The organism is Polynucleobacter sp. UK-Gri1-W3, assembly GCF_018881595.1.
In the GTDB taxonomy this organism is placed as follows: Bacteria; Pseudomonadota; Gammaproteobacteria; order Burkholderiales; family Burkholderiaceae; genus Polynucleobacter.
The window spans coordinates 76473-100060 of record NZ_JACVQA010000007.1 but is presented as its reverse complement, the minus strand read 5'-3'; the positions used below and the strand labels follow the sequence as shown (position 1 = coordinate 100060).

22 protein-coding genes and 2 tRNA genes are annotated in these 23588 nt (G+C 46.5%); 2 read left to right on the top strand and 22 right to left on the bottom strand.

Annotated features, from left to right (window positions below; genetic code table 11):
* The first annotated feature begins 90 nt into the window (after positions 1 to 90).
* On the top strand, positions 91 to 261 hold the full coding sequence (locus ICN36_RS07690) for a hypothetical protein (RefSeq protein ID WP_215392539.1): 171 nt from the start codon (positions 91 to 93) through the stop codon (positions 259 to 261).
* 61 nt (positions 262 to 322) lie between these two features.
* Here the strand turns inward: ICN36_RS07690 and bamC are convergent, their stop codons facing one another.
* The 9 genes from bamC to ICN36_RS07645 all read right to left on the bottom strand — a co-directional run bounded on the left by bamC (position 323) and on the right by ICN36_RS07645 (position 11766).
* A complete protein-coding gene (bamC, locus tag ICN36_RS07685; protein WP_370623457.1) occupies positions 323 to 1468 on the bottom strand; it encodes an outer membrane protein assembly factor BamC in 1146 nt (381 codons plus the stop codon).
* Positions 1468 to 2340, bottom strand: coding sequence for a 4-hydroxy-tetrahydrodipicolinate synthase (gene dapA, locus ICN36_RS07680; RefSeq protein WP_216227846.1), 873 nt, complete (start codon positions 2338 to 2340; stop codon positions 1468 to 1470). The genes bamC and dapA overlap by 1 nt, the downstream gene beginning before the upstream one ends.
* Positions 2341 to 2417: 77 nt before the next feature.
* Positions 2418 to 2972 (bottom strand): bifunctional 2-polyprenyl-6-hydroxyphenol methylase/3-demethylubiquinol 3-O-methyltransferase UbiG, encoded by a 555-nt coding sequence (locus ICN36_RS07675; protein ID WP_216227817.1) that lies wholly within the window; start codon positions 2970 to 2972, stop codon positions 2418 to 2420.
* An 18-nt stretch (positions 2973 to 2990) separates the two neighbouring features.
* Positions 2991 to 4193 (bottom strand): tryptophan--tRNA ligase, encoded by a 1203-nt coding sequence (locus ICN36_RS07670; RefSeq protein ID WP_216227816.1) that lies wholly within the window; start codon positions 4191 to 4193, stop codon positions 2991 to 2993.
* Between the two features lie 37 nt (positions 4194 to 4230).
* Positions 4231 to 5082 (bottom strand): 3',5'-nucleoside bisphosphate phosphatase, encoded by an 852-nt coding sequence (locus ICN36_RS07665; RefSeq protein ID WP_216227815.1) that lies wholly within the window; start codon positions 5080 to 5082, stop codon positions 4231 to 4233.
* A 9-nt stretch (positions 5083 to 5091) separates the two neighbouring features.
* A complete protein-coding gene (gene zapE, locus ICN36_RS07660) occupies positions 5092 to 6195 on the bottom strand; it encodes a cell division protein ZapE (RefSeq protein ID WP_216227814.1) in 1104 nt (367 codons plus the stop codon).
* On the bottom strand, positions 6196 to 7632 hold the full coding sequence (gene lpdA, locus ICN36_RS07655) for a dihydrolipoyl dehydrogenase (protein ID WP_216227813.1): 1437 nt from the start codon (positions 7630 to 7632) through the stop codon (positions 6196 to 6198). It lies immediately after the preceding gene.
* A 12-nt stretch (positions 7633 to 7644) separates the two neighbouring features.
* Positions 7645 to 8862: a 2-oxoglutarate dehydrogenase complex dihydrolipoyllysine-residue succinyltransferase gene (gene odhB, locus ICN36_RS07650; RefSeq protein WP_216227812.1), complete on the bottom strand. Its 1218-nt coding sequence runs from the start codon at positions 8860 to 8862 to the stop codon at positions 7645 to 7647.
* Between the two features lie 48 nt (positions 8863 to 8910).
* The gene (locus ICN36_RS07645; RefSeq protein ID WP_216227811.1) at positions 8911 to 11766 is read right to left on the bottom strand and encodes a 2-oxoglutarate dehydrogenase E1 component; all 2856 of its coding nucleotides are present in this window, start codon (positions 11764 to 11766) and stop codon (positions 8911 to 8913) included.
* Positions 11767 to 12066: 300 nt separating this feature from the next.
* Between ICN36_RS07645 and ICN36_RS07640 the strand changes: the two genes are divergently transcribed.
* Positions 12067 to 12765, top strand: coding sequence for a helix-turn-helix domain-containing protein (locus ICN36_RS07640; RefSeq protein WP_216227810.1), 699 nt, complete (start codon positions 12067 to 12069; stop codon positions 12763 to 12765).
* A 73-nt stretch (positions 12766 to 12838) separates the two neighbouring features.
* Here ICN36_RS07640 and ICN36_RS07635 read toward each other — a convergent pair whose 3' ends face one another.
* The 13 genes from ICN36_RS07635 to ICN36_RS07575 form a co-directional block, all read right to left on the bottom strand.
* On the bottom strand, positions 12839 to 13123 hold the full coding sequence (locus ICN36_RS07635; RefSeq protein WP_216227809.1) for an H-NS family nucleoid-associated regulatory protein: 285 nt from the start codon (positions 13121 to 13123) through the stop codon (positions 12839 to 12841).
* 184 nt (positions 13124 to 13307) lie between these two features.
* Positions 13308 to 13721 (bottom strand): PaaI family thioesterase, encoded by a 414-nt coding sequence (locus tag ICN36_RS07630; protein ID WP_216227808.1) that lies wholly within the window; start codon positions 13719 to 13721, stop codon positions 13308 to 13310.
* 37 nt (positions 13722 to 13758) lie between these two features.
* Positions 13759 to 13835, bottom strand: a tRNA-Pro gene (locus ICN36_RS07625).
* A 25-nt stretch (positions 13836 to 13860) separates the two neighbouring features.
* A complete protein-coding gene (locus ICN36_RS07620; RefSeq protein WP_216190180.1) occupies positions 13861 to 14211 on the bottom strand; it encodes a MerR family transcriptional regulator in 351 nt (116 codons plus the stop codon).
* Complete coding sequence (locus ICN36_RS07615; protein WP_215392528.1) at positions 14189 to 14512, bottom strand: integration host factor subunit alpha; 324 nt, start codon at positions 14510 to 14512, stop codon at positions 14189 to 14191. Before ICN36_RS07615 ends, ICN36_RS07620 begins: the two co-directional genes overlap by 23 nt.
* A 53-nt stretch (positions 14513 to 14565) precedes the next feature.
* A complete protein-coding gene (gene pheT, locus ICN36_RS07610; RefSeq protein ID WP_216227807.1) occupies positions 14566 to 17022 on the bottom strand; it encodes a phenylalanine--tRNA ligase subunit beta in 2457 nt (818 codons plus the stop codon).
* Between the two features lie 33 nt (positions 17023 to 17055).
* Positions 17056 to 18102 carry a phenylalanine--tRNA ligase subunit alpha gene (pheS, locus tag ICN36_RS07605; RefSeq protein WP_216156758.1) on the bottom strand — a complete coding sequence of 349 codons (1047 nt, stop codon included), beginning with the start codon at positions 18100 to 18102 and terminating at the stop codon, positions 17056 to 17058.
* Between the two features lie 23 nt (positions 18103 to 18125).
* A complete protein-coding gene (gene rplT / locus ICN36_RS07600) occupies positions 18126 to 18491 on the bottom strand; it encodes a 50S ribosomal protein L20 (protein WP_011902675.1) in 366 nt (121 codons plus the stop codon).
* A gap of 25 nt (positions 18492 to 18516) precedes the next feature.
* Complete coding sequence (rpmI, locus tag ICN36_RS07595; RefSeq protein ID WP_011902674.1) at positions 18517 to 18714, bottom strand: 50S ribosomal protein L35; 198 nt, start codon at positions 18712 to 18714, stop codon at positions 18517 to 18519.
* A gap of 140 nt (positions 18715 to 18854) precedes the next feature.
* Positions 18855 to 19379 (bottom strand): translation initiation factor IF-3, encoded by a 525-nt coding sequence (gene infC, locus ICN36_RS07590; protein WP_216196610.1) that lies wholly within the window; start codon positions 19377 to 19379, stop codon positions 18855 to 18857.
* 42 nt (positions 19380 to 19421) lie between these two features.
* Entirely contained in the window at positions 19422 to 21344 is a 1923-nt protein-coding gene (gene thrS, locus ICN36_RS07585) for a threonine--tRNA ligase (protein ID WP_216227806.1), read from the bottom strand.
* Between the two features lie 98 nt (positions 21345 to 21442).
* Positions 21443 to 21519, bottom strand: a tRNA-Val gene (locus ICN36_RS07580).
* Positions 21520 to 21537: 18 nt separating this feature from the next.
* Positions 21538 to 23565 (bottom strand): bifunctional (p)ppGpp synthetase/guanosine-3',5'-bis(diphosphate) 3'-pyrophosphohydrolase, encoded by a 2028-nt coding sequence (locus tag ICN36_RS07575; protein ID WP_216227805.1) that lies wholly within the window; start codon positions 23563 to 23565, stop codon positions 21538 to 21540.
* Positions 23566 to 23588: the final 23 nt, after the last annotated feature.

Genomic DNA, 23588 nt, shown 5'->3' with positions numbered 1-23588 from the left:
ATCGCTGGAAACTACTTAGGGATAATCCCTCGGTAAATCCAGAAAACAATTACCGGTAATTGTTGTTAATTTTTTTAAAGGAATCTATAAATGAAGAAGTCACTCGTATTCGCTGCTATGTTAGCAATCGCCTTGGCCGCTTGCGGTAAAAAAGAAGAAGCAAAACCTGTTGAAGCTGCTCCTGCTGCTGCTCCTGCTGCTCCTGCAGCTGAAGCTCCTGCTGCTGCTCCAGCTGCTCCAGCTGCTGACGCTAAGAAGTAATCTTCTTCATGAAGAAAAAAAGCCGCTGAAAAGCGGCTTTTTTATTGACTGTAAAAAACACTTACTTTGTTAGTTGATCCGTTAACAAGGTCAACAACTGAAAACCTGCAGGCGTATTTTCTGGCTTACCTTCAGCATTTTGCACATAGACATTGGCAGAGTTCTCGCCGGTACTCTTCACAACTACCTGATATTTTTTAGCCTTCAGACTTGAATCATCCTTGCTACTAAAGAGGTTGGTGAAAAAGCCTTTGGTATCGCCCAAATCTTTTGGATTAACGTAACGCACATAGTAAACGCCAGTAGAGCGATTACGATCTTCAACAGTAAAGTTTGAACGATCAAGTGCCAAACCAACATCTCGCCAAGAACGATCAAAACCGGCACTCAACTGAATATAGGCTTGATTAGCACCTTCTTGTACAAACTTCGCTTTAGGGGTTTTAGGGCCAAGCGGAACGGCTACCATTGCCTTGGCTTGCTCTTGAGTCATACCCAGACGCTCCATCAGGCGCGCCAAGAAGACTGCCTCTAACTCAGGGTCATTCGGACGAGGCGTCCATACAGTAGAAATACAATTTCCAGTGGAGTCAGAAGTGCATTTTTCAATGGCACCACGTTGTGTAATATAAATCTCAGTCTCGCCAGGTTTAGAAACTTCTAAGCGGGTCTTATATTTATCGCGCTCACCTGTGTCATACAACGTATCTAAAGCGCCACCAAGAGTCGAACGTATCCAATCTTGCGCAATCTTCGCACGATTTTCTGCCCAGTCAGTTTCCATAATTCCAGTGGATGGAGAGTCAACGACTAAAAGGAAGCCATTCTCTTGCCAGAAATCTTTCACTTGTGGATAAAGTTCAGGGGCTGGCTTTTCAACCACTAACCAACGACGCTCGCCATCACGTGCAATGCGCATACCAGGAATACCGGTCATCACAGTGCTACGCATTTGCACTGACTTCTTAACAGCAGCGTTGTACTCAGACATTGTGGCGGTTCCATCCTGAACGATGTAACGGCGATCAGCTTGAGCAGTGATGAGATCAGGAGGGTAAGACAAATTTGGACCGCGCACAGCGCCAGAGCTCTTATAGTCAACGGTGTCGTTAGTAGCAACCGATTTACATGCTGTTAGTACAACAGATGTAGCTAACAGTAGAGCCAATATCGATAAGTTTCGACGCAATAGTTGGAGCAAATTCATCATAATAAGTTGGCCTGTTTTAATGCTGCCTTCAAAGGCTCGCGCAAGGAATTACTTAAGGGTGTTAATGGCAAACGAATGCCAGCAGTAATCTTGCCCATTTCGTGTAACGCCCACTTCACGGGGATTGGGTTAGCCTCAGTAAACATCGCCTTGTGAACTGCAATCAATTGATATTGGATTTCACGGGTTCTCTTCACATCGTCTGACATTGCTGCAACACAAAGTTCATGCATTAAACGTGGGGCGATGTTTGCGGTGACAGAGATATTGCCTTTGCCACCCATCAGCATCAACATAGCAGCTGTGAGATCGTCTCCAGAAAACACTGCAAAGTCTTCATGGCCAGCTCGCTTGAGATCACTGATTAATAGGGTTCCACGCTCTAAGCTACCAGTCGCTTCTTTAATGCCGATAATGCCTGGAACATCCGCTAAACGAACCACAGTGTCGCCAGCCAAGTCGGCAACTGTTCTACCAGGAACGTTGTACAAAATTACCGGCAAATCAACTGACTCAGCAATCTTTTTAAAATGGGCAAACATCCCGTCTTGTGTTGGCTTGTTGTAATACGGTACTACTTGCAAGCTAGCATCAGCGCCAACTTGCTTAGCAAATTTGGTTAATTCAATCGCTTCAATGGTGGAGTTGCCACCGGTACCTGCGATCACTGGAATGCGTCCAGCGATCTGCTCTACCGTCACGCGAATCAACTCGCAATGCTCTTCAACCGAAACTGTAGGAGACTCGCCACTTGTGCCAACGATGACAATGCCATCTGTACCTTCGGACACGTGCCAATCCAACAAAGAACGCAAGCTAGCGTAATCCAAGCTGCCATCCTCGAACATAGGAGTAACAATAGCCGGCATGCTTCCGGCTATGGGTTTTTTGCTACCTTTGGAATGCGCTGTATTTGTCACAGAATATGCACCGATTTTTAGCTGTCTTAACCCTGAAATTGTAACGGAATGCGGTGTTTTGGCTCGCCTTTTACAGCACATAGGCGCTGAACCATGGCTGGTTTGGGTTGATCTACGTAAATATCCTCATAAGCCACCACGTAAAGCCCATGGCGGGAGGCAAAAGTGAGCAATTCCCCTGGGTTTAAGAGGAAATTGGGGTTGGATGGCTTACCAAAGTCTCCGTTACCCAGAGCGAAGGTTTCATAGATCAAAACGCCCTCTTTTCCCAGCATTTTGGGAAGTTCATCGAGGTGGGGGCGATAAAGATAGTTTGTCACCAAAATAGCGCTGAACTGAGAACCCATTAGCGGCCATTGGGCCTCTTCAAGATGAAGGCGTCTAGGGCTGATGGATGGATTGCCCAGTGCCTCTACAGTCTCGATATCTTGATCAACTGCTAGCACCCGATAGCCCATGCTAGCGAGCAACTCAGAGTGTCTACCTGATCCACAAGCTAAATCTAGAACCACTCCATCCTTTGGAATAAGTGGTGCAAATCGCTTCACCCAAGGTGAAGCACTCGCAATTGCATCATGCATATTGGGCAAGTTCAAACCTCAGTCGTAAGCAAGACCCATAGCTTCGCGAACCTCACGCATAGTTTCTTGTGCAACCTTACGAGCTTTATCGCAGCCATCAGCAATGATGGAGCGCAGCAGACTAGGATCATCTAGGTACTTTTGAGCGCGCTCAAACATCGGCTGTTGTTCGGCCAGAATGGCATCGATTACTGGCTGTTTGCACTCTAAACAACCAATACCCGCTGATTTACAACCCTTTTCAACCCATTGTTTTGTCTCATCATTCGAGTAAACGGTATGCAGTTGCCATACGGGGCAGCGTGCCGGATCACCGGCATCGGTTCTACGAACCCGGGCAGGATCAGTAGGCATGGTGCGGATCTTTTTAATCACGTCTTCGGGATTTTCACGAATGCTGATGGTGTTTCCATATGACTTGGACATCTTTTGACCATCAATACCGGGCATGCGTGAGGCCGTTGTTAGCAATGCTTGTGGTTCAGGCAGAATAATTTTGCGTGAACCCTCCAAGAAACCAAAGAGTCTCTCGCGATCAGCCATGGATAGGCTTTGCGCATCTTGCAATAAGGCCTTAGCTTGCTCTAAGGCCTCATCATCACCCCGCTCTTGGAAAGCGACACGTAATTCAGCGTACATCTTGGCACGTTTACTACCAAGCTTCTTGACAGCCTCTAAAGCTTTTTCTTCAAAGCCTGGTTCGCGGCCATAGAGATAATTAAAGCGACGCGCGACTTCACGGGTCATTTCTACGTGTGGCACTTGATCTTCGCCTACGGGCACAAACTGTGCGCGATAAATCAAAATATCAGCAGCCTGCAACAGCGGATAGCCTAAGAAACCATAAGTTTGAAGGTCTTTTTCCTTGAGCTTCTCGATTTGATCTTTATAGGTCGGCACCCTTTCCAGCCAGCCTAGCGGGGTTCCCATGGATAGTAATAAAAAGAGTTCAGCGTGTTCCGGTACTTTGCTTTGAATAAACAAAGTTGCCTGATTTGGATCTACGCCAGTTGCCAACCAATCAATAACCATATCCCATACAGATTGCTCGATCACATCCGGAGTTTCGTAATGGGTAGTTAATGCATGCCAATCAGCCACAAAAAAGAAGCAAGGGTATTCGGACTGCAAGCGAACCCAGTTCTTTAAAACACCATGGTAATGACCAAGGTGCAAGCTACCAGTTGGTCGCATGCCAGAGAGAACGCGTTCAGCAAACATCTGTATTCTTTTTCTAAGTGATTAAGTAATTAATAAATTAATGAAAGGCAGACCATACCGGAGTGAGATGGTCTGGTAAGTGAGGCAAGTTACCCAAATCAATATGACTCTCATTCGGATCATGAAAGTCCGAACCGCGAGAAGCCAAAAAGCCATATTGCTGCGCAATCTTTGCAAAAGTTTTGTATTGGTCTGGACTATGACTTCCAGTAATCACCTCAATGGCCAAGCCTCCAATGTCCTTAAAGTGCTTGTAGAGCTCATCCATTTGCATGTCGCTGAGTCTGCTGTAACGACCAGGATGAGCAATAACAGCTACGCCACCTGCAGACTTAATCCAATGCACAGCGTTATCCAGCGTAGCCCACTGATGGGGAACATACCCTGGCTTTCCCTCAACTAAATAATTTTTAAATACATGTTCAGTATTACGGCAGACGCCCTGCTCTACCAAGAAGCGAGCAAAGTGAGTTCTGGAAATCAATTCATGATTGCCGGCAAAATGCAATGCGCCCTCATAAGCACCAGGAATACCGGCTTTGAGCAATTGCTCGGCCATCAGTTGCGCACGATTTGCTCGACCATCGCGCGTACGACGCAAGCCCTCAATAATTCCAATATGGTCTGCATCAATCCCAAGGCCAACAATATGAATCGTCTCACCCATCCAAGTGACGGAGATTTCCACGCCAGAAAGGTAATCTATATTTAAAGCACTAGCTGCTTCACGCGCACGCTTTTGCCCACCCAATTCATCATGATCGGTAAGAGCCCACAAATGCACGCCATTTGCTTTAGCGCGCTCGGCTAAATCTTCAGGCGTCAAAGTTCCATCAGAAATTACTGAATGGCAATGCAAATCGGCATTTAGGGGGAAAAAGCTGCTCATGACCCTATTTTAGGTCAAGCTGGTGTCAATTACCCGGCGCGGCGCATCTAGGTAGTCACGAGACTGCATCTCGATCAAACGGGATACTGTTCGGGAGAATTCCGCAGTAATTTGACCTTCTGTGTACAAATCTGGGGCTGGGACCTCTGCAGAGATGATTAACTTGATCTTATGGTCGTATAAGACATCGATTAACCAAATAAAGCGACGGGCTTCATTAGTCATTCTGGGGGGCATATAGGGGACTCCCGACAGAATCACCGTATGAAATTGGTTTGCAATTTCGAGATAGTCGTTTTGGGAACGCGGCCCACAACAGAGAGTCTTAAAGTCAAACCACACCACACCGTCAGCCATATGCAAGGGCCGTAATTCACGCGACTCAATATTTAAGACTGGATTACGGACCTCATTTTGATTGCCAATCAGCGTTTGGAACATTTGACCAAGCATTGCCTGCGTTTCCGCATTAACCGGAGTGAGATAGGCTTCGACTTGCGCCATCTGCACACGGCGGTAATCATTGCCTGCATCTACGTTCAGAACATCAAGCTTTTCTTCTAATAGTTTGATAGCAGGAAGTAATCTATCGCGATGCAATCCATTTGGATAGAGCTGATCGGGGCGATAGTTTGATGTCATTACAAATTGCACGCGATCCACAAAGAGTGCATCAAGGAGGCGATACAAAATCATCGCATCAGCGATGTCATTAATATGGAACTCATCAAAGCATATGAGGCGATAGCGATTAGAAATCCGCTTTGCAAGCTCATCTAGAGGATCGGCCATTCCTGAGAGTTCATGTAATTCCCGATGGACTTCACGCATGAACTCATGAAAATGAATGCGGATTTTCTTTTCCAATGGGGATGCCGCATAAAAGCAGTCCATCAAGAAAGATTTGCCGCGTCCTACCCCACCCCACAGATACAAGCCTCGGGGCAGTGTTGGTTTGAATATTTTCTTCTTTAAGGTATTGCTGCGGATTTCTTTATAGGCAATCCATTCATCTTCACATTCCTGAAGACGCTCAACAGCACGAAGCTGCGCGGGATCACTGTGATACCCGCGCGCCTTTAACTCTTGTTGGTAAAACTCAATGGTTTTCAATTACATATTTAATGCACGTGAGTCTGTCGCCAACGCCGCTTCGCGCATCACTTCAGACAAACTTGGATGTGCATGACAGATACGAGCAATATCTTCTGCTGCTGCTTTAAATTCCATTGCAACCGCTGCTTCCGCAATTAAGTCAGATGCATTGGCACCGATAATATGTACGCCAAGAATCTCATCAGTCTTAGCATCAGCCAACACTTTGATGAAGCCATCGGAACGACCCATACCTAAGGCACGGCCGTTAGCTGCAAATGGGAACTGACCTGCTTTGTAAGCAATGCCAGCCTCTTTGAGTGCTTGTTCAGTTTTACCAACCCATGCAATTTCAGGGTCAGTGTAAATAACCCAAGGAATGCAGTTGTAATCGATATGGGGTTTTTGACCGGCAATCACCTCGGCTACCAAGACACCTTCGTCTTCTGCTTTGTGTGCCAACATTGGGCCACGCACTACGTCACCAACAGCGTAAACGCCAGGCGCTGCAGTAGCGCAAGTGTGATCATCAATAGGAATGAAGCCACGCTCATCCACTTTGAGACCAATCTTATCTAAACCTAATTTATCGGTATTGGGTACACGGCCGACAGAAACAATAAGGCGATCGCATTCCAACTTAGCAGCTTTACCAGCGCTATCGGTATAATTTACTACTACACCTTTCTTGTCCGCTTTAACATCACCAATCTTCACGCCAGTATGAATATCCAAGCCTTGCTTAGCAAAGAGCTTTTGGGCTTCTTTAGCGATACCAATATCGCAAGCGCCCAAGAATGAAGGCATAGCTTCAAGCACAGTCACTTCAGCCCCGAGACGGCGCCATACAGAACCCAGCTCCAAGCCGATAACACCAGCACCGATAACACCCATTTTTTTAGGGGCGGAATCAAACTTCAGCGCGCCTTCGTTGTCGCAGATTAAGACATTGTCAACAGTAATACCTGGGAGGTGACGGGCCTTAGAACCAGTAGCAATAATCACATTCTTTGCAGTAACCGTTTCTTTATCTTTGCCATCAATCTTTACTTGATAACCATCGGCACCTTTGCCTTCAAAAGAAGCATGGCCTTTTAACAATGTGATTTTGTTCTTGCGAAACAAATACTGAATACCGCCAGTCATCTTGGTAACGATGTCATCTTTACGGGCAATCATCTTGCCAGTGTCGATGCTGACTGCACCTACTTTAATTCCATGGTCAGCAGCGTGATGGTTGATCTTCTCGAACTCTTCAGAAGAAGCCAACAAGGCTTTAGAGGGAATACAACCAACGTTTAAGCAAGTACCGCCCAAACGGGGCTCACCCTTAGGGTCATCATAGGATTGAGATTCAGCACAGGCAACCTTAAAACCGAGTTGCGCTGCACGAATTGCGGCGATGTAGCCGCCAGGGCCACCACCAATTACTACTACGTCAAAAGTTTGGCTCATGATCTTCCCTTCTTACAAATCAAGGAGAAGGCGTGAAGGATCTTCTAAAGCATCCTTCATAGCAACCAAACCGAGCACAGCCTCGCGACCGTCAATGATGCGGTGATCGTATGACAAAGCTAAGTAGTTAATTGGGCGAACAACCACTTGACCATTTTCAACTACAGCACGGTCTTTAGTCGCATGGATACCCAAGATTGCAGATTGTGGTGGGTTGATGATTGGGGTAGAAAGCATGGAGCCGAATACTCCACCGTTAGAAATGGAGAATGTGCCGCCAGTCAACTCTTCAATAGACAATTTGCCATCGCGAGCCTTAGCGCCGAACTCAGCAATCTTCTTCTCGATATCAGCCAAATTCATTTGGTCAACATCACGCAAAATTGGAACTACCAAGCCGCGTGGTGAGCTCACTGCAATGCCAATATCAAAGTAACCGTGGTAAACGATGTCATTGCCATCAACAGAAGCGTTTAGAAGTGGGAATTTCTTCAAAGCGTGTGTTGCTGCTTTAACGAAGAAAGACATAAAGCCCAACTTCACACCATGAACTTTTTCAAACTGATCTTTGTATTTATTACGCAATGCAATCACTGGACCCATATTGACTTCATTGAATGTTGTCAAGATAGCGTTATTTGCTTGGGACTCTAACAAACGCTCAGCAATACGAGCGCGCAAACGACTCATTGGTACGCGCTCTTCTGGACGATCGCCAGTTGGAATTGGAGCGCTTGGCAATGCAGCAGACTTAGCGCCACCAGCAGAAGCATTTAATGCATCGCCTTTAGTGATGCGGCCATCACGACCAGAGCCGGCAACTTGACCAGCATCGATATTTTTCTCAGCAAGAATTTTTGCAGCTGAAGGTGCTGCGGCCGCGCCAGCTTTGGCAGCAGGAGCGGCTGCTTTTGCTGGAGCTTGGGCTGCAGCGACAGGTGCTGCTGCTGGAGCCGGTGAGGCAGCAGCAGGAGCGGCGGCGGCAACAGCAGTGCTATTAATCTTTCCAATTAACTGCTCAGCAACTACAGTGCCACCATCAGCAACAACAATTTCTGTCAAAACGCCAGCAGAAGGAGCTGGAACTTCGAGAACTACTTTATCTGTTTCGATTTCGATCAAGATCTCATCCTGACCTACTGCATCGCCAACCTTCTTTTTCCATTGCAACAAAGTTGCTTCAGCAACTGACTCGGAGAGTTGTGGAACTTTAACTTCGAAAATAGCCATGATTAATCCTGTTTATATGTATGTGTATATGTTCAATTATGAAAACGATTATTTCGTGATCACGTAACCTTTGAGCTTGGCAAACGCCGCATTCAATAAAGACTTCTGCTGTTCTTGGTGGAGATGGGCATAACCACAAGCTGGTGAAGCAGATGCAGGACGGCCCGCATAGCCCAACTTCATGCCATCAGACATGTTTTCCAAGATGTTGTGCTGTACAAAGAACCAGGCACCTTGGTTTTGTGGCTCATCTTGACACCACACTATGTCTTCCAATTTCGGATATTTCTTCAACTCAGCAGTCAAGGCCTTATGCGGGAATGGATATAACTGCTCCAAGCGAATAATGGCAACATCACCAATCTTCTTCTCAGTGCGCTGCTTAACCAAGTCGTAATAGACCTTACCAGAGCACATTACCAAACGAGTTACTTGTTTGGCGTCGATAGAATCATCACGCTCACCAATAATGGTTTGGAAACCACCTTTAGTAAATTCAGACAAAGGTGATGCCGCTTCTTTATTGCGCAACAATGATTTTGGAGTCATCAAGATCAGCGGTTTGCGGAACTGACGAATCATCTGACGACGCAATACGTGGAAGATTTGCGCAGCTGTTGTTGGCTGAATTACTTGCATATTGGTATCGGCACACAATTGCATAAAGCGCTCAAGACGTGCAGAAGAATGCTCTGGGCCTTGGCCTTCATAACCATGCGGCAACATCATGACTAAACCATTGGCGCGACCCCACTTGACTTCACCAGACGCGATGAACTGGTCAATCACCACTTGCGCTCCGTTAGCGAAGTCGCCAAACTGAGCTTCCCAAATGGTGAGAGTATTTGGTTCTGCGGCGGCATAGCCATATTCAAAACCAAGTACTGCCTCTTCAGAAAGAATGGAATCAATCACCACGAATGGCGCCTGATCTTTAGTGACATGCTGAAGCGCGATGTAAGTACCGGTATCCCACTTCTCACGATTTTGCTCATGCAAGACCGCATGGCGGTGAGTAAATGTACCGCGTCCACTATCTTCACCAGATAAACGCACTGGGTAACCACTAGCGACCAAGGATGCGAAAGCCATATGCTCACCCATACCCCAGTCAACATTAATCTCACCACGACCCATAGCGGCACGGTCATTAAATACCTTGGCTACTAATGGATGCGCCTTGAAACCTTCTGGAATCGTAGAAATCTTTTCAGCTAAGCGCTTCCACTCAGTTAACGGAATAGCTGTATCGGATTCATCGGTCCACTTCTTATTGAGGAACGGAGACCAATCCACTGCAAACTTACCTTTGAAGTTACTCAAGACTGGATCCGAAGTTTGCTTACCTTCGTCCATTGCAGCGCGATACTCTTTGACCATCAGATCGCCCGTACCTGCAGGCAATACGCCTTGAGCCTCTAACTTGTCAGCATATAACTTACGAGTACCTGGATGTGCGGCAATAATTTTGTACATCAATGGCTGAGTCATTGCTGGCGTATCTTGCTCGTTATGGCCAAGCTTACGGAAGCAGATGATGTCAATCGCAACATCCTTATGAAACTTCATGCGGAACTCAACAGCTAACTTGGTTGCCAACACTACCGCTTCAGGATCATCACCATTCACGTGCAGCACAGGGGCATCCACAATCTTCATGATGTCTGTGCAATACAAGCTTGAGCGCAAATCGCGTGGATCTGATGTCGTGAAACCAATTTGGTTATTAATAACGATGTGTACCGTACCACCCGTGGAGTAGCCACGAACTTCTGACATCGCCAATGTTTCTTGCATCACGCCCTGACCTGCAATCGCAGCATCACCGTGAACTAACACTGGCATGACTTGCTCACCCAACATATCGCCACGACGCTCCATACGAGCACGCGCAGAACCCTCAACTACCGGGTTAACGATTTCTAAATGGGATGGGTTAAATGCTAATGACAGGTGAACCGGACCACCAGGAGTAGAAATATCGCTTGAGAAGCCTTGGTGATATTTAACGTCGCCTGCCGGCAAAGTTTCTGGGCCCTTATGCTCAAACTCGGCAAACAAGTCTTTTGGCATCTTTCCCAATGTATTAATCAATACGTTAAGGCGACCACGGTGGGCCATGCCAATCACCATCTCTTGAATACCTTTATTACCAGAGTCGCGAATCAACTCATCCATACAGGCGATGAAGCTCTCGCCTCCCTCAAGAGAGAAGCGTTTTTGACCAACATACTTAGCCTGGAGGTAGCGCTCAAGACCTTCGGCAGCGGTTACGCGATCCAAGATTTGACGCTTCTCTTCCACATTAAATTGTGGGGTTGAGCGGATGGACTCTAATTTTTCTTGCCACCACTTCTTAATCTTCTGGTCGGCAATAAACATGAACTCGACACCAATGGTGCCGCAGTAAGTCTCGCGCAATGCTTGGAGCAAATCGCGCAAGGACATTTCGTTTCGACCGAAGAATGTATTGCTAGTATTGAAGACGATATCCATATCGCCATCAGTGAAACCATAGAAAGCGGGATCTAACTCAGGAATGTCCTGGCGCTCTGTCCGCTTGAGTGGATCTAAGTTTGCCCAGCGATTACCGACGTTACGATAAGCGGCAATTAACTGCTGAACAGCAACGCGTTTGCGGCCCATCTCTGAGTCAGCCGAATCAGAAATCGTTCTGATGGGGCCTTGCTTTGCGCGCTCAGCAAATGAAGCAACAATTGGTCCATGGGCAATGTCAGTTCGAGATGAACCGTCAACTGCTGGAACCTGTTTCACGTTATCGAAATAATCTCGCCAATGATCAGCTACCGAAGCTGGATCGTGCAAGTAGGATTCGTAGAGTTCCTCTACGTAGGGTGCGTTTCCGCCGAAGAGATAGGAGCTATCTCTTTGATCCTGCATCATGATGCTCACCTTTCATCGGGTTTCCCGAATAAAAACTGTGGTTAAAACCATTCGTTACACGGCTCTACCGTATGGCGAATTGATCTGTGCGAATACTGTTGCTACATTAGTAATTTAACACGAATAGCCATAGGTACATAAAGGGCTTTCCCTGATTTCATGAGATTTGCGGGGTATTGCCCTATTAAATCAAACTAATAAGAACTTTCCTACTTTGCTTTAAGGGTTTCCCGACAGATTCAAATGATTTTGATTTTTATTCTCTAAATCTTCAAACAATTAAATGAAATTAAGGGAAATATGAAATCGATTACCCCGGAAACGGAATACCTCAGTACTCGTCAAAGCGCCAAGATTTTGCAGGTTTCCCTAGGCACCGTTCAGAAAATGGTGGAATTGGGCGAACTCATCGCCTGGAAAACCCGTGGAGGCCATAGACGCATATTGGCCAGCTCCTTAGAGCAGCAATTACAACGCAGAAAAAGGGCTATGCGACAGAAAACTACCCAAAATTGTGTAGCCATGGGGATATTCAGAAGATCTGAAAATGGTCAGGAATTAATAGAATCCATTGCTGATTGGCAACTTAAAGTAGATATGGAGATGTCCGTAGATAGCCTGGAGGGGCTAATGAAGGCCGTTTCCATAGCCCCAGACCTCATATTCTTAGATGCCCTCATTCCGCCCGTTGAACAGGTGCATTTAATACATTATCTTAGTAAAAACAAGGACACACAGCGCATACCTATTCTAGTAGATGAGGGTTTTATCAAGCTTCACCCCGGTGTAGTTGCATTAGCGGATGAAAACTCTGGCGGCAAACATCCCTTGAGTGAAAGCATCAAGCAAGAGCTGGCGAATGGCTTAATTGACCTCAATCCACTCATCATTGGCTATCCGGCTACCAACCCAGACGCAGAAGAAAACTGGACTGAAGGATCTAGACACGGACTATTAGAGCCACTTTTTGTAGAGGCGCTTGCTCGAAAGTGTACATAAGGGCTGATGTAGGTGCAAATAAAAAGGCCGCTATACGCGGCCTTTTCAATTAAAACTCATTAAATACAATAACTTATATCAAATAGCTGCTACGATCTCTGCCTTCAATCCACTTAGGCGCCTTGCCACGGCCTGTCCAAGTTTCACCTGTAGATGGGTTGCGGTATTTAGGTGCAACTTTGCCGCCAGCGCTCTTACCACCCGCTTTACGGCTAAATAGGTCTGATGCGTTTAGTCCATATTGCTCAATAATGAGCTTTGCCTTGGCGATACCATCCGCCTTTTCGTGGGCAATTGCTTCTTTAATCTGTTTATCCAACTGTTCGCGTTGGGCTAAAAGCTCTTGATAAGAAGGCATATTGTTTTCAGTCTCCGAATAATAAATTGGTTAATACAACCTGTAGTGGCCATATAAGAACTTTTATTATATATAAACTAATAAAAATCGCAATATAGATTATTCGAGATATTAACCTTTAATTATTAGTGTTAAATCAATTAAGCTTAATAAAAGACATAATATTTATAATTACTATATTTAATCAAGGTGTTTTTGACTTTCTCAGCATAAAGGTACCACTCGATTTAGCAGTTACCTCCCCCGCTTCATTCAGCACAATCGCTTCGCAGTAATTAATCGTTTTGCCTGATTTGAGAATGGTGCCCTCAACTATGATTTTGCCGGTGCTGGGACGCAAGAAGCTCACCGTCATATCAATGGTCATGGCGCCCAAAGGAACCTCGGAAATGCTTCTGGCTGCAGCTCCCATCGCAAAATCCAGCAAGGTCATGATGACGCCACCGTGAGCTATACCAAAACTATTCTCATACTCAGGCTTCAATTGCAGACTAATGCGTGACTTGCCATCTTTCGCAAACTCAGGAACAACGCCCAAGTGAGCTAAGAAAGGAATCTTGAGCCCAAAATATTCAATAGATTTATCGGTACTTGTCATGGATATATTGCTTTAGAAATGAGGGGATGAATATGATTGGTCGGGGCGAGAGGATTTGAACCTCCGACCACATGCACCCCATGCATGTACGCTACCAGGCTGCGCTACGCCCCGACGAAAGACAAAATTGTATCAGTAACTATTTAGAGAGAATCTGCAGGACGGCTTGTAATTCTTCACGCAGACGCAGGTCGCCGCGAGCTTCTTCCAGACGATTTCGTGCGCCACTGATCGTAAAGCCCTCTTCATAAAGAAGTGAGCGAATTTTTCTGATCAAGACTACCTCATGGTGCTGGTAGTAACGACGATTGCCACGACGCTTTTGGGGGCTGAGCTGTGAAAACTCTTGTTCCCAGTAACGCAGTACGTGGGAACGGACACCGCAAAGATCAGCCACTTCACCAATCGTGAAATAACGCTTCGCGGGTATCGGGGGAAGTTGAGAGCTCAGCAGTGCTGAGCTGGCATCAAACTCGGTTTTCTCGAGCATGTGACTCCACTACATCTTTAAGCTTTTGACTTGCGTGAAACGTAACTACGCGTCTAGCAGCGATCGGAATCATTTGACCTGTCTTTGGATTTCGGCCAGGACGAGCCGATTTATTGCGCAACTGGAAATTACCAAAACCAGAGATCTTCACTTCTACACCAGCCTCAAGAGATTGGCCAATACGATCAAAAAATGCATCGATCATATCTTTTGCTTCACGCTTATTCAGTCCGACTTGATCAAAAAGAGCTTCAGAGAGCTCATTCTTGGTAACGGTATCGTTAGAAATCAATTCAGTCATTGCTAGTCTCTTTGGTAACTAATTAATTATTTGATTGATGCTTAATATTAAACCTAGCGCAAACGGGCTGCGCACTTTTTCTCTACCGCACCCAATAAAGATGCCATTACTGCATCAATTTGGGGATCCTGCAATGTTTCATTAGGGTTTAACAGGGTGACGCGGAAAGCCAAACTCCTCTCATCATCTGCCATGCTACTTGATCCGGCCTTAGGCTTGAACTCATCAAAGAGTTCAATATTACGTACGAAGTTTTGTTTACTAGCAGCCATTGCATCCAATAAAGATTGCGCAGACACACTTTGCTTCACTACTAAAGCTAGGTCACGCTGCACAGCTGGAAATTTACTCAACTCTTCAGGCACAGGTAAACCAAGCTCACGAATCGGATCTAAATCTAATTCAAATAAGACTGGTGCTTGTGGCAACTCATAGGCTTGCTGTAATCCAGGGTGCAATTCACCAATCCAACCAATTGCAATATTAGATTTGCCAGCTTTTAATAAAACTTGAGCTGAGCGACCTGGATGTAAGGCGGGATGCTGCGCAACTTCAGTAACAAAATGCAGAGGATCTAAAACACGCTCTAGGTCGCCCTTCACATCAAAGAAGTCGACTACACGGGTTGCATTGGCCCATTGCTCGGGCACAAAAGATCCATAAGCTAAGCCGCCAATTTTTTGCGGCTGGAGAAAGCCGGCTACCTTGCCAGCTTCCTCTTGAGCGTTAGCGTCACGCTTGAATACGCGACCAGTCTCAAACAGGCGTAAACGCCCTGCTCCGCGGTTTAAATTAGACTTGAGGTTGCCCAATAAACCACCCCATAGAGTGCTGCGCATGACGCCATACTGATTGGCGATTGGGTTGAGCACCTTAATGAGGTCTTGTTCTTGTGCGCCTGCAAGACGCTGTTCACTCTCTAGATCGGTGAATCCAAAATTTACAGCCTCTTGATAGCCTTGCAAAGCCAAGCGCTGACGTAGCAAATGAATGCCGCGTTTCGCTTCCGCTTTAGCGCTCATTTTCAATGAAGCTACTGGCGGTTGATCGGGAATATTTTCGAAGCCGTACATGCGTGCAACTTCTTCAATCAAATCTTCTTCTATCTCAATATCAAAACGATAGCTTGGAGGCGTTACAACAAAAGCATCGCCTTCTTGCTTGAATTCAAAAGCAAGGCGCTTAAATACATCGGAGACTATTTCTTTGGTAAGTGGAATTCCAATGACTTTTTCCGCTCTGGCCAAGCGCATTTTGACTGGCTTACGCTCAGGCACATTCAATATCTGGTCATCTATTGGGCCAGCTTGACCACCGCATACCTCAATAATTAAGGCACTGAGATACTCTAAGCAATTGACAGTATTTTGCGGATCTACGCCACGCTCAAAGCGGTGAGCTGCATCGGTGCTGAAATTAAAGCGACGGGCACGACCTTGTATTGCCGAAGGCAACCAATAGGCTGCTTCAACATAAATATTCTTGGTGTCATCCGATACGGCGCAATGATTGCCGCCCATAATGCCGGCTAATGCCACTGGACCAGATTGGTCGGCCACTACGCCAGCATCTTGCAACTTGCCCGCAGAGTCAGGGCCCTGCAAGATGACTGTCTGGCCATTCAAAAGCTCAAGGGTTTCACCTGCCTTAGCCCAACGAACGGTGATATCGCCATTTAACCTATCGATATCGAATACGTGGGTAGGTTGACCCATTTCTAACATCACATAATTAGAGAGATCCACCAAAGCAGAAATGCTTCTTTGGCCGGCGCGCGATAAACGTTGCACGATCCATTCTGGCGTTTTAGCCTGTGGATTGACACCACGAATTACGCGCCCCGCAAAGCGACCACAAAGCTCTTTATTTTCTATCGCGACTTTGCGCTTATCGTCTATTGATACAGCTGGCGGAGTCCACTTGGGCGCGCAGAGCGCAGCACCAGTAATAGCAGACACTTCTCTCGCCATGCCCATCAATGAGAGGCAATCAGCTTTATTAGGGGTTAACTTAATTACAAAGATTTGATCATCAAGATCTAAGTATTCGCGAATATCTTTTCCAACTGGGGCATCAGCTGGAAGCTCCAAGATACCCTCGTGATCATCACCTAAGCCAAGTTCGCGACCAGAGCACAGCATGCCTTGGCTTTCTACACCACGCAGCTTGCCTACCTTGATCATGAATGGCTTTCCGCCTGCTTCAGCTGGCGGCAATTCAGCGCCAACCATAGCGCATGGAATCTTAATACCAGCACGCGCATTAGGCGCGCCACAAACGATTTGTAATTCTTGTCCTGTACCTGCGTCCACTTTACATACACGTAAACGGTCCGCATCTGGGTGCTGCTCAGCAGACAAAATCTGCGCAATCACAATCTTAGTAAATGCTGGAGCTACTGAATGCTGCTCTTCAACTTCTAAACCTGCCATTGTCATTGCATGACCAAGCGCATCACTATCAAGTGATGGGTTTACATACTGACGAAGCCAAGATTCTGAAAATTGCATAGCGCGATCAAAGGTTAAGTAGTAATGATGTTTTTAAGCAGGAAACTGCGCCAAGAAACGCAGATCGTTTTCAAAGAAGAGACGTAAATCATCCACGCCATAACGTAGCATTGTTAAGCGCTCAAGACCAGAACCAAAGGCAAAGCCGGTATAGCGCTCTGGGTCTATGCCCATATTGCGCAATACATTTGGATGAACCTGCCCTGCTCCAGAGATCTCTAACCAACGACCGGCGAGCTTGCCGCTACCAAAGGCCATATCAATCTCAGCCGATGGCTCTGTAAATGGGAAATACGAAGGACGGAAGCGAACCTGTAATTCATTGGTTTCAAAGAAAGTTCTCAGGAAATCGGTGTACACGCCTTTGAGATCTGCGAATGAAACACTTTCTGCAATCCATAAGCCTTCCACCTGATGGAACATCGGTGAATGCGTTGCATCGCTATCCACACGATAAGTTCTACCCGGAGCAATCACTTTGATTGGTGGCATTACATCAGCGTTAGCGTATTTTTTTACATGCTCGCTCGCGTAACGAACCTGAATCGGGCTGGTATGCGTACGCAATAACAAAGGCTTCTCATTGGAATCTTTGCCATCGATATAAAACGTATCCTGCATTGAGCGTGCAGGATGATTCTCAGGACTATTTAAGGCGGTGAAATTAAACCAATCGGTTTCAATTTCAGGTCCGTCTGCTACATCAAAACCAATTGAGCGGAAAATCTCTTCAACACGTTCCCAGGTGCGCATCACTGGATGCAAGCTACCTACTGCTTGGCCACGGCCAGGCAAGGAAACGTCAATAGACTCCGCCGCAAGGCGTTGCATCAACACAGCATCAGCTAAAGCTTGGCGACGCTCTTGTAATGCAGCTTCTACTTGAGTTTTGATTTGATTAATTTGGGCGCCAGCACTCTTGCGCTCCTCAGGCGACATTCCACCAAGCGCTTTTAAACGCTCAGTGAGAACACCTGACTTACCGAGATACTTGGCTTTCGCGTCCTCTAGAGCTGCCGCATCGGCAGCTCCGAGGAAATCACGTTTAGCATCCTCGACAATGTGGTCGAGAGAAACCATTGCAGCTTAGTTTAGAAAACTAATTAAGCTGCAGCGTTTACTACGGATTTGATCCGAGTAACCAAAGCAGCAAAAGCTGCTTTGTCAGCAATGGCCATATCAGAAAGTACTTTGCGGTCGAGTTCGATCGCTGCTTTCTTCATACCATTCATGAATACGCTATAGGTCATGTCATGCTGACGAACTGCCGCGTTGATACGAGCAATCCACAAAGCACGGAATACACGTTTCTTATTGCGACGGTCACGATATGCATATTGACCAGCACGCATAACCGCTTGCTTAGCAATACGGAATACGTTCTTACGACGGCCACGGTAACCTGTAGCAGCATCGGTGATTTTCTTATGACGGGCTCTTGCTGTAACCCCACGTTTGACTCTTGGCATTTAATTCTCCTAATCTAGTCTGAGGTTAAGCGTATGGAAGCATAGAGCGAATTGACTTAACGTCAGCTTTCGCAACTTCTGTGGAACCACGGAGGTGACGCTTATTCTTTGTGGTCTTCTTGGTGAGGATATGGCGTTTGAAAGCCTGTCCTCGTTTAATCGTTCCGCCTGCGCGAACCGTGAAGCGCTTTTTAGCGCTACTCTTGCTCTTCATCTTGGGCATAAAGCACCCCTTCAATTACTTGTGCAACATAGGTGGTAACCGACGGTTACTCTTCCTGTACCCAGAAGCACTTCAAACTACCGGCATCCTCAGTTATTCACTAAGAGCACCTCCCTACATAAGAACCAGGTAGAACCTAGTTACTTAGCCTTACGAATGGGGGCCAATACCATCACCATCTGGCGGCCTTCCATTTTTGGAAACTGTTCGACTTGACCAAACTCAACGAGGTCCAGCTTCAAACGTTCCAACATTCTGACTCCGATTTCTTGGTGGGCCATTTCACGACCCCGAAACCGCAGCGTAATCTTTGTCTTATCGCCATCTTCCAAAAAGCGGATTAGATTGCGTAGCTTTACACCATAGTCACCATCATCAGTACCAGGGCGGAATTTAACTTCCTTCACCTGAATTACTTTTTGCTTCAGCTTAGCTTCATGCATCCGCTTGGCTTCTTGGTATTTGAATTTGCCGAAGTCCATGATGCGGACTACAGGTGGCACAGCCGTCGGAGCAATTTCAACCAAATCGGTCTCTTTCTCTTCTGCTAAAGCCAAGGCTTCACTCAACTTAACTACACCGATGGGTTCCCCATCCATTCCAATCAAACGCACTTCAGGAGCAGTAATTTCCCGGTTAATGCGCTGCAATTTTTCAGTAGCGATCTTCTTAATTCCTTTAAAAAAACAATAAAAACCGTTCTAACCCTAGCTAGGCTCGGGTCCGACTTTCTGGGATATATCCTGCTGGAGTCGGGTAACGAAGGCATCAAGAGGCATTACACCTAAATCCACTCCGCCACGGGCACGAACGGCCACCGTATTACTTTCAGATTCTTTATCCCCTACAACTAGCAAAAATGGGATCTTCTGTAATGCATGCTCACGTATTTTATACGTAATTTTCTCGTTCCGCAAATCAGATTCGACTCTAAACCCTTGTTTTTTCAGTAATTGCTGCACTTTTTGTGCATATGCAGCAGAATTTCCGGAGATATTGAGCACTACAGCCTGGGTTGGAGCTAGCCAAACTGGCATGTTTCCAGCGTGATTTTCGATCAAAATGCCGATAAAACGCTCTAAAGAGCCCACAATTGCCCTATGTAGCATGACCGGGGTCCTGCGACTATTGTCTTCAGCCACGTATTCAGCACCCAAACGGGCTGGCATCGAGAAATCCACTTGAATCGTGCCGCACTGCCAAGTACGCCCAATCGAGTCCTTAAGGTGGTATTCGATCTTCGGACCGTAAAAAGCGCCCTCGCCTGGTAATTCTTCCCATTCTTGACCTGAAGCCTTTAAGGCCCCACGAAGGGCTTCTTCTGCTTTGTCCCAAATCGCATCATCACCAACGCGTTTGGCAGGACGCAAGGCCAACTTCACAGCTACTTCAGTAAACCCAAAATCTTGATACACAGCGCGTACCGCTTTATCAAAGTTGGCCACTTCAGACTGAATTTGATCTTCTGTACAGAAAATATGGCCATCGTCTTGTGTGAAACCACGCACACGCATCAAACCATGCAATGCACCAGATGGTTCATTGCGATGGCATTGTCCAAACTCACCAAAACGCAATGGCAATTCACGATAGCTATGCAAACCAGAGTTATAAATTTGCACGTGGCCTGGGCAGTTCATCGGCTTTAATGCATAAGCACGATTCTCCGACTCAGTCGTAAACATATTTTCTTTGTAGTTTTCCCAGTGACCAGACTTCTCCCAAAGCGCACGATCCAAAATCTGTGGCGCTTTGACTTCTTGGTAGCCTTCTTGCTGATACACGCGACGCATGTATTGCTCAACTTCTTGCCAGATTGCCCATCCTTTTGGATGCCAGAAAATTAAACCTGGTGCTTCTTCTTGGAAATGGAATAAATCGAGTTGCTTGCCAAGACGACGATGATCGCGCTTCTCTGACTCTTCAAGCATATGCAAGTAAGCGTCTTGATCTTCTTTACGAAGCCATGCGGTGCCGTATATGCGTTGCAGCATCTCATTCTTGCTATCGCCACGCCAGTAAGCCCCAGCAAGCTTCATCAACTTAAATACCTTGAGCTTGCCGGTAGATGGCACGTGTGGGCCACGGCATAAATCAGTGAACTTGCCCTCAGCGTATAAGGAGACATCTTCACCCTGCGGAATGCTAGCAATCAATTCTGCTTTGTAGTTTTCACCCTGCTTCTTGAAAAACTCAACGGCGTCATCGCGCGGCATTACTGTGCGAGTAACTGGCTCATCTTTTTTAGCGAGCTCAGTCATTTTCTTCTCTAGAGCAACTAAGTCATCTGGAGTGAATGGACGATGATAAGAGAAGTCATAGTAAAAACCATTCTCGATTACTGGTCCAATCGTTACTTGCGCTTCCGGGAATAATTCTTTTACTGCGTACGCCAATAAGTGTGCTGTAGAGTGACGCACAATCTCGAGCGCCTCAGGACTCTTGTCGGTGATGATGGCTAGCTGACTATCTTTGTCGATTACAAAACTGGTATCGACCATCTTGCCGTCGACGATGCCACCTAATGCAGCTTTTGCAAGGCCGCTACCAATGCTTTGCGCAACATCTGCGACGCGGACTGGGGCCTCAAACTCACGTTTTGATCCATCGGGTAGAGTAACTACAAGCATGACGACTCCATCTTATTTACTGAACTTCCGTTTTACTTCGATGACCTAAAAATAAAGCGCGGCAGCTTTTGGGCAACCGCGCTTTGGGTCCTATTCGTTGGTAGGCTCGATTGGACTCGAACCAACGACCCCCACCATGTCAAGGTGGTGCTCTAACCAGCTGAGCTACGAGCCTATACAGCCATAGAGTTTATCACCGGCGGCGCACTTGGGTGACGCCTTTAACCTCTTCTAGGCTATTTTGAACCAGCCGAAGCACTTCCGAATCCTTCACCTCAATCGTTAAAAGGATCTGGGCTAGACCTTTTTTGGCTGATTTACGCAGATCAATGACATGTACGCCTTGACGGGTAAGAATCTCAAAGAGCTCCCGCATTAACTCGGGTCGATCTAAGCCTGCCACGACCAAATCCGCTGGAAATACACGTTTTTGCTCTTGATTTACCAATGGATCTGCAGCCGAAGCTGTCCAGGCCGTTTGGATTACCCGCTCTGGCGCTCTTTCGAGAAGACCTCTAAAAGTTTTGCAGGAGCGACGATGAATCGAGACACCTCTGCCTTGGGTCACAAATCCCGCTATGGAGTCTGGTGGAACGGGTCGGCAGCAACGCGCCAACTGCGTTAGCAAAGATTCCACTCCAACCACTAAAACATCACCACCCCGCCCCGCTTTATGACTGCTATTACGTAAAACGATTTCTGGTGTCGCTGGTTTTATCTCTGGATTTAACTCAGCTTTGTTATCAACAGGCTTTGTAGATTGACCGGCTTCCTCATCATCAAGAGCATTGAACCAAGCCCGCACTCGCTGACGCGCCCTTTGCGAGCGAACATAGTTTTTATCTGGGCTAATCCAATCTCGTGATGGGCCGCCGTGTTTGACGGCAATGATCTCGATGGTCTGGCCATTCTTCAATGCCGTTTCAAGAGGCACCATTGCACCATCTACCCGAGCACCCCTGCAACGATGACCTAGGTTGGTATGAACTGCATAAGCAAAATCAATTGGTGTGGAACCCTTTTCCAGAGAGATTACTTTTCCTAGAGGGGTGAGTACGTAAATATGATCATCAATCTCATGGTGCTTGAGTTGCTCCCAAGCATCTTCTTTCCAGGAGATAAGCTGACGGGCCCAGGCAATCTGCCTTTCATAGGCAACTTCAGCACTGTGTGTACCTTGTTGATGATTGATGCTGGGCTTATTGGTTTTTGCGGAATTGGGCGGCGTCGCCATACCAATATAAGCACCTTCTTTATAGCGCCAATGTGCAGCTAAGCCATATTCAGCTTGCTGATGCATTTCTTGTGTACGTACCTGAACCTCAAATGCGGTACCGTCATCATTCATCACTACGGTGTGCAGAGATTGGTAACCGTTAGGTTTAGGGCGGGCTATGTAATCGTCAAACTCTCTTGGTACCGGCTGCCAAACGTTATGAACAATTCCTAATACGGCATAGCAGGATTTGACATCATCGACCAAGACCCGAAACGCTCGGACATCATAAAGATTTGCAAAGTCTAATGCTTTGCCTTCCATCTTTTTCCAAATACTGTAAATGTGTTTTGGCCTACCAAGCACTTCGCCTTGTATCTGCGCCACTTTTAGTTCGCCCTGTAGCTGCAAGACAATTTGATCGATAAATGATTGACGCTCAATCCGTTTCGCATCCAACATTGTGGCAATGTCACGATAAGTCTGAGGAGATAAAGCTCGAAAGGCCAAGTCTTCCATCTCCCACTTCATTTGCCAAATACCCAAACGATTAGCTAATGAGGCATCTATATTGAGAATCTCCTGCGCCCAGGCAGCAGGCATCTCTATCTTTTCTTTTGTTACCCAGCGCAAGGTCTGCAAGCGAGATGCGAGGTAGATCAGCACTACCCGCAGATCATCGCCAAATGCCAATAGCATTTTGCGCAGCATTTCTTCTTGACCGGTGACACTTATTCCACCATCGTCACGTACTAATTTTCCCTGTGCTTGACGCAAGCCACGATAGCCAATGAGTAACTTTGCAGACTCTTCACCAATGAGTTTGATGAGCGCCTCTTTACCATGCGTGCGAGCAATGTTACTTGCCGCAGTTAATGTAGCTTCATCTAAATTAAGGGTTTGCAGTATTTGTGAAACACCAGCCGAGTGCAGCTCAGCTGGCTCTCCATACCAGGCGTCTTGAAATAGCGCTGCTTTTTCTGGTTGATGAGAAGCGTTTGCCATTGGCAACTAAGAATAGTTAATGA

Bases quoted from the DNA above. Each gene is read 5' to 3' on its own strand.
- ICN36_RS07665 (WP_216227815.1), bottom strand. From the start codon at position 5,082: ATGAGCAGCTTTTTCCCCCTAAATGCCGATTTGCATTGCCATTCAGTA.
- ICN36_RS07670 (WP_216227816.1), bottom strand. From the start codon at position 4,193: ATGTTTGCTGAACGCGTTCTCTCTGGCATGCGACCAACTGGTAGCTTG.
- ICN36_RS07615 (WP_215392528.1), bottom strand. From the start codon at position 14,512: ATGACTGAATTGATTTCTAACGATACCGTTACCAAGAATGAGCTCTCT.
- ICN36_RS07635 (WP_216227809.1), bottom strand. From the start codon at position 13,123: ATGCCTTCTTATCAAGAGCTTTTAGCCCAACGCGAACAGTTGGATAAA.
- lpdA (WP_216227813.1), bottom strand. From the start codon at position 7,632: ATGAGCCAAACTTTTGACGTAGTAGTAATTGGTGGTGGCCCTGGCGGC.
- rplT (WP_011902675.1), bottom strand. From the start codon at position 18,491: ATGCCAAGAGTCAAACGTGGGGTTACAGCAAGAGCCCGTCATAAGAAA.
- pheS (WP_216156758.1), bottom strand. From the start codon at position 18,102: ATGGTTTCTCTCGACCACATTGTCGAGGATGCTAAACGTGATTTCCTC.
- bamC (WP_370623457.1), bottom strand. From the start codon at position 1,468: ATGAATTTGCTCCAACTATTGCGTCGAAACTTATCGATATTGGCTCTA.
- ICN36_RS07620 (WP_216190180.1), bottom strand. From the start codon at position 14,211: ATGCTCGAGAAAACCGAGTTTGATGCCAGCTCAGCACTGCTGAGCTCT.
- pheT (WP_216227807.1), bottom strand. From the start codon at position 17,022: ATGCAATTTTCAGAATCTTGGCTTCGTCAGTATGTAAACCCATCACTT.
- ICN36_RS07640 (WP_216227810.1), top strand. From the start codon at position 12,067: ATGAAATCGATTACCCCGGAAACGGAATACCTCAGTACTCGTCAAAGC.
- ICN36_RS07630 (WP_216227808.1), bottom strand. From the start codon at position 13,721: ATGACAAGTACCGATAAATCTATTGAATATTTTGGGCTCAAGATTCCT.
- thrS (WP_216227806.1), bottom strand. From the start codon at position 21,344: ATGCTTGTAGTTACTCTACCCGATGGATCAAAACGTGAGTTTGAGGCC.
- odhB (WP_216227812.1), bottom strand. From the start codon at position 8,862: ATGGCTATTTTCGAAGTTAAAGTTCCACAACTCTCCGAGTCAGTTGCT.
- ICN36_RS07575 (WP_216227805.1), bottom strand. From the start codon at position 23,565: ATGGCAAACGCTTCTCATCAACCAGAAAAAGCAGCGCTATTTCAAGAC.
- ICN36_RS07645 (WP_216227811.1), bottom strand. From the start codon at position 11,766: ATGATGCAGGATCAAAGAGATAGCTCCTATCTCTTCGGCGGAAACGCA.
- ICN36_RS07675 (WP_216227817.1), bottom strand. From the start codon at position 2,972: ATGCATGATGCAATTGCGAGTGCTTCACCTTGGGTGAAGCGATTTGCA.
- dapA (WP_216227846.1), bottom strand. From the start codon at position 2,340: ATGCCGGCTATTGTTACTCCTATGTTCGAGGATGGCAGCTTGGATTAC.
- ICN36_RS07690 (WP_215392539.1), top strand. From the start codon at position 91: ATGAAGAAGTCACTCGTATTCGCTGCTATGTTAGCAATCGCCTTGGCC.
- rpmI (WP_011902674.1), bottom strand. From the start codon at position 18,714: ATGCCCAAGATGAAGAGCAAGAGTAGCGCTAAAAAGCGCTTCACGGTT.